Source organism: Shewanella sp. 1180_01 (assembly GCF_052850535.1).
Genome location: NZ_VXCT01000099.1, coordinates 1 through 6,331 on the forward strand (window position 1 = coordinate 1; position 6,331 = coordinate 6,331).

General features: G+C 46.0%; 2 protein-coding genes. One reads left to right on the top strand and one right to left on the bottom strand.

All coding sequences use genetic code 11. From position 1 onward, the window contains the following. Positions 1-83: 83 nt before the first annotated feature. Positions 84-995, bottom strand: coding sequence for a LysR family transcriptional regulator (locus FW758_RS23920; protein ID WP_006082994.1), 912 nt, complete (start codon positions 993-995; stop codon positions 84-86). A gap of 121 nt (positions 996-1,116) precedes the next feature. Here FW758_RS23920 and FW758_RS23925 point away from each other — a divergent pair, with 121 nt between their 5' ends. Then, a complete protein-coding gene (locus FW758_RS23925) occupies positions 1,117-5,670 on the top strand; it encodes an ATP-binding protein (RefSeq protein ID WP_446446749.1) in 4,554 nt (1,517 codons plus the stop codon). Positions 5,671-6,331 lie beyond the last annotated feature (661 nt).

Sequence of the window (6,331 nt, forward strand, 5' to 3'; positions counted from 1 at the left end):
TCGTGATACTAAAAGCCTAGACTCAAATCTAGGCTTTTTTATTGGGCTTTTTTGAAACAGGTTTCCTTTATGCGAGATTAAAACTAGCCCATGAGGGATTGCAGGCTTTCTTGGCTGCTGAAGCGTTTTACGAAGAAATCCAAAAAGACGCTGATGTTGGTAGCCAGTTGACGTCGACTCGAATAAACCCCGTAAACCTTAAAGGGTTCAATCGGCCATTCCTGTAAAATCGGTACTAGCTGCCCATTGGCAAGTTCGGTCTTACAGGCCGAATTGGATAACATGGCGATGCCAAAATCATCCATGGCTAACTGTTTTACCATGATAGGGCTATTGACCCGCACTTTACGCTGAAAGTTCGCCATGGTTTTACGCGAACCTTTACCCAGTGGCCAAATCGGCGCCGAGCGAGAAGTCCCCAATAAAATGCCACTGTGCAGGCTGAGTTCTTTTGGCGTTGCGGGTGTGCCTTTGAGTTTTAAGTAACCTGGGCTTGCGACTAAAATCGGTTGGCGTTCAAACAGTAATCGTGCGACTAAGTCCGACGATTGAAGTGGGCCATATTTGATGGCTATGTCATATCCTTCGCCGACCAAACCAATATCGTTGTCGGTAAACTGGACATCTAATTCAACATTGGGATATAAACGCATAAATCCGCTACAGAGGTTAGCGATAAGTTCTTGGCTAAATGACACAGGGATCGCAATCCGTAATGATCCTGACACATCATCGTGAGTATTCTCGATAACAGCCTTGGCCGCTTCCACCTCATTGCGAATGGAATCACAGTGTTGGTAAAAGAGTGCCCCGACTTGGGTCAGACTCAAATTACGGGTGTCGCGCTGTAGCAATCGCACGCCAAGTTGTTCTTCAAGCTGCGCGATTTTGCGACTTATGGTGGATTTTGGGTGGCCGGTTTCACGTGCAGCTTGGGAGAATCCCTTAGCTCTAACTACGGCTGCAAATAGCATCATACCGTTTAAATCTGGCATGTTTTTCCCACTGTCTCATATTTGGAACATAGCGTCTTATGCAGTTTAATGGCATTTGACGGGATAACAAAGTTATATTTATTGGCTAAAAATTTTCAGAGGCTAAGCAGAGGATCTTTTGATGACCAGCAATAATCAGCCCACACACATGACTCAAGCCCAAACGCCCGATCCGCTTTTTTTACAAGCCGAGCATTTGGCAAAGGATTTTTCTCTGTTTCCTAAGCACAGCAAACAGAGTTTATCGGAAGAAATTAAAGGTCTTTTAAATGAGGATGCCATCCAGGCAAACTTGAAAGACTTGGCATCGTTAGATGTCGACGGTTACGTTACTAAAGTGATCCAGCCGACCCAAGATAAAGGTCGTCCTGGTGCAAAACGTATCATTGCCGATCTTAAAGGTCGCTTGATTACCGAAACTCACTTGGGCTCTTTTTACAGTGCTGAGGTCGAGCTGAACTTTGGTTCACGCACTCGTCGTATTGGCTTTATCGCCCAAGAACGCACTACCGCAAACGGTGCTTGGATGCCTGAGCATCATTACGCCGCCTGTAAAGCAATTCGTCATTTTGCCGAATTGTCTATGCCTATTATTTATTTAATTGATACTCCTGGAGCTGATGCTGGCGAAATCGCTAACAGCCAAAACCAAGCGCATTCAATTTCTAAAGCTATCGCAGAAAGCGCTAACGTTGACGTACCGACAGTCGGTATTGTGATCGGTGCCGGTTATTCTGGTGGTGCGATTCCATTAGCGGCGGCGAACATTCTGTTGTCGTTGCGTGACGGTATTTTCAACACGATCCAGCCACAAGGTCTGCAAAGTATTGCCCGTAAGTACAACTTATCTTGGCAAGAATGTGCGAAATCTGTGGGTGTATCACCAGAAGAGCTTTATACCTCAGGCTGTATCGACGGTATCATCGACTTTTCACCGGGTGACCGTGATGAGCGTCAGCACAATTTGCGCCGCGCTATTATTAGCAGCGTAGAAGCGGTTGAGCGTGCAGCGATGAATTTTGTGCGTGAATCTAAAGATTTACGTGAGCATTATGACCGCAGCTTAACTCGTTTCCTAAATCCATCTAAAAACTTGATGGCTTTGGAACTGAACGCAGAATTGGCTGTGGCAACGAGCCCAACCAGTCACCACAACCTGTTCGGTAGCGCCTATCGTTATCTGCGTTATTTAACGCTGCGTAGCCGTATCCATTCGATTTCTCAAGAACAATATGGTCGTCTGTCACGTGCTAGCGTGCCAGAAGGTGATCTGTTGGCGCGTATCCAACAAGAACAAGACCGTGTGTTCCAAGCTTGGTTATCTAACCCAGATAAACTGGTTTATGACGAAGAACTGAACAAATTGTGGACCACCTTTGTCGCTAAGCGTGATGAAGTGTCTACCGAGCGTAACATGCTGACTCGTTTGATTTTGGGTGAACCAAAAGAGAACTATAAGAAAGCACGTAAGGCGCTGTTATTTAACATCAGCTGGTCTTTGTATCACCGCTGGAAGAGCAATGCGGCTAACAACTTTAAAGGGCTGATTCAGCACTTAGAAAGTTTGCCAAAGTCTGTGACTCAAGCTAAATGGCCTGAGCTGAATCAGCTGACCGTACTCGATGTGGTTGTGAATGAAGAACTGCGTGAAGACTTTATTTGGCAATGCCATAACATTCTGATCTTCAATGCCTTGTACGACAACGTTGTCGGTAGCTTAGCGTCAATCGCGAAAGAAGCCATGATGTCGAAGAGTTTGTCACGTAATTCAGTGAACAACCTGCTGCACAAGTCAATTGACCATGCAATGTCGACACAAGATACCTCGAACGACAAAGCTAAGTTCTACAAGTGGCTTAAATACTTCATGGGTCAATCTAACCGTGCAGATTTATTAGTCCGCGTAGAACAGTGGAAGAGTGTGGGTTTCCCGCAGCTTAACGACAGTCTATTCGTGGTACTGACTTACTTCTTCGAACGTTTACTGCCTGAGTATTTCGATAGCGAAAGCGATACCAGCAAGTACACTGGCGCGATCAACCCAGTGCGTATCGGTCGTCGTAAGGACTTCTGGAACCGCTTGACCATGGGTTATCAGGATTTATTGATCCAAAAAGTGCTGCGTGACGAAAAACGTAAAGGCAACATGACTTGGGAAAATGTGGTTAAACAGTTCTTTACCAATTTCGAAGAGATCAATGGCGACAAGATGTCGGCTAACTTGCTCAACTTCCCAGGCTTCCGTTTATCGATCGAAGACGCGTTAGATAAAGGCATTCGCCCATGTGGTTTGATCACAGGTATTGCTGACTTTAAAGAAAAAGGTCAAAAAGTTCGCGTGGGTGTGGCTGTGTCTAACACTGCATTCCAAGCCGGTGCATTCGATATGGCTAGTGCCGAGAAATTCTCAGCGCTGTTGATCGAGTGTGCTAAGCGTAAATTACCTGTCGTGTGCTTTATCAGTTCAGGCGGGATGCAGACTAAAGAAGGTGCCGCGGCGCTATTCTCTATGGCTGTGGTGAACGACCGTATCACGCGCTTTGTTCGTGATAACGAATTGCCAGTATTGATGTTTGGTTTTGGTGACTGTACCGGTGGTGCGCAGGCGAGTTTTGTGACTCACCCATTAGTGCAAACTTACTACCTGTCTGGTACTAACATGCCGTTCGCGGGTCAAATGGTGGTGCCAGCTTACTTACCATCAACGGCAACGCTGTCTAACTACTTGTCAAAAGTACCTGGCGCGATGGCGGGCTTAGTCCACAACCCATTCAGCGACAATTTAGACACTCAGTTAGCAGGTATCGATCCTCTGATGCCAATGCCTTCGGCAAAAATTAACGACGTGATCATCAATGCACTATCGACCTTAGTGGTTGAAGCAGCTGTTGAAGAAGATGTGATCGTACAGAACGATCCACGCCAGTTAATGAAGCCAATTAACAAAGTATTGGTTCACGCCCGTGGTTGTACTGCGGTGAAACTGATCCGTAAGGCTCACGACAATAATATCAATGTGGTATTAGTGGCGTCTGATCCTGATATGACGTCAGTACCAGCCGACATGTTGAAAGACACCGACAAGTTAGTTTGTTTAGGGGGTAATACCTCGGACGAAAGTTACTTGAACGCATACTCAGTGCTGAAAGTAGCCGAGTATGAGCAAGTGGATGCATTGCACCCAGGTATCGGTTTCTTATCTGAAAGCCCGCAGTTTGCTGCCTTATGTGTGAATAACGGTGTTAACTTTGTTGGCCCTAGCGTGCATTCAATGACGACTATGGGTAACAAGTCGAACGCCATTAAGACATCACAAGCGCAAAATGTACCTGTCGTACCTGGTTCTCACGGCATTCTGACCAATGCTGAGCAAGCCATAAACGTGGCGAGCGAAATCGGTTATCCAGTACTGCTTAAAGCGGTACAAGGTGGTGGCGGTAAAGGTATTCAGGTAGTGAAACGCCCTGAAGACATGATTGGTCTATTCCAAAAAACTGCGACTGAAGCGGCTGCTGCCTTTGGTAACGGTGACTTGTACCTAGAGAAATATGTGACATCGCTGCGTCACATCGAAGTGCAGTTACTGCGTGACAAGTTCGGCAACGCCAAAGTATTAGGTTTGCGTGACTGTTCGGTTCAACGTAACAACCAAAAAGTGGTCGAAGAGTCTGGTTCAACTATGTTGCCAGATGAGCTGAAGAGACAAGTACTGGCTTATACCCGTGCTTTAGGTGACGCGACCGATTACATGGGCGCAGGTACCGTTGAGTTCATCTATAACTTAGATGCAAACGAAGTCTACTTCATGGAAATGAACACGCGTCTGCAGGTTGAGCATCCAGTAACGGAAGCGACGTCAGGTATTGATATCGTTAGCGCGCAGTTTGATATCGCCGCTGGCCGTTCAATTGAAGCGTTGGAGCCGAAAGAAATTGGTTATGCGATGGAAGTACGTGTGACGGCTGAGAAAGCGGCGCTCGATAGCCATGGCATACTGCAGCTGATCCCAAATCCAGGCAAGATCACTGAATGTGTGTTCCCAGAACATCCAGATGTAGAAATCATTTCGATTGCTGCGCCAGGTAAAGAAGTATCGCCATACTATGATAGCTTGATTGCGCAAATCATCATGCGCGGTGAAAACCGTGAGGATGTGATTGCCAAACTGTACGAATACTTAGACAGCGTAGTGCTGAAAGGCATTGCGACTAACATTCCGTTACTCAAGCTGATCCTCAAAGACGGTACCTTCAACGAAGGGGTTTACGATACTAACTATCTGCCACGTTTAATGGCTGAGCTGGACATTCCTGCGTTGATCGCTGAAATGGAAGCCGCAGCTGAAACAATGGAAGTGGACACTGAGTCACTGCGTGTTGGTGAAAGTAACGAACTGAAAGTGTTAGCCCAAGGAGCAGGTATCTTCTATACCTCTTCTGCACCGGGTGAAGCGGATTTTGTGAAAGAAGGTGACATCGTCACAGTAGATCAAACGCTAGCACTCACAGAAGCGATGAAGATGTTCTCGCAAGTTACCTTAGCCGGCTTTAACCGTCAGAGTGCGATTCTGTACCCTGAGGATAAGAAGTATCGCATCGAGCGCATCCTGAACAGCAATGGTCAGCAAGTGTCTCAAGGTGACTTACTATTCGTGGTCTCGCCAGTTGAAGAATAAGCTCAGCGTTTAACGCAATAGCTAAATGAGAAAATACCCGCCACTGGCGGGTATTTTTTTAGCATTGTTATTTGGCGCTACTATATGAAAGAAGGTTACCACTCTTAATATATATGACGGTTTTAATGAGCCAACTTAGAGCCAAGAGATAAGTCCATAGTATACAAGTGACCAGTATCAGCGTTGTGTAAGACCGGTATCTCTGATTAAGTCGTTAAAGAGTCTCTTTAATCAGTCGTTCGCCTATTAAAACTAAACAGGCAGCACCAAGAACCTACCTTTGGCCTCGATAATCAACGAAAATCCCATGCCTTATCCGTAGTAATACAGGCCAATCCAACCTCATATTAAGCTGGAACTGACTCAAAATTGAGCGGTGTGTGGATAAGTTTGGGGGTAAGTGGTGAGTATCTTGTGACTAGCTTGAAGAATATGAATTAACTGCAAATTTCCTTAAAATAGGGGTTGCACAAAATCTCCTGCTCCCTATAATGCGCATCCACTGACACGGCAGACAGCGAAAGCAAGCTGACGAGTTAGATTGAATTGAATGGCTTACTCTCTGTTGAGAATGGCACTTAATTCAATCGCAGCAAGAAGTTGAAAATACTCCTTGACGCGAAACGGGAAATGCGTAGAATACGCAGCCCTAGCCACCTGG

Excerpts from the sequence above, each read along its gene's own strand:
- FW758_RS23920 (WP_006082994.1), bottom strand. The coding sequence starts at position 995 with ATGCCAGATTTAAACGGTATGATGCTATTTGCAGCCGTAGTTAGAGCT.
- FW758_RS23925 (WP_446446749.1), top strand. The coding sequence starts at position 1,117 with ATGACCAGCAATAATCAGCCCACACACATGACTCAAGCCCAAACGCCC.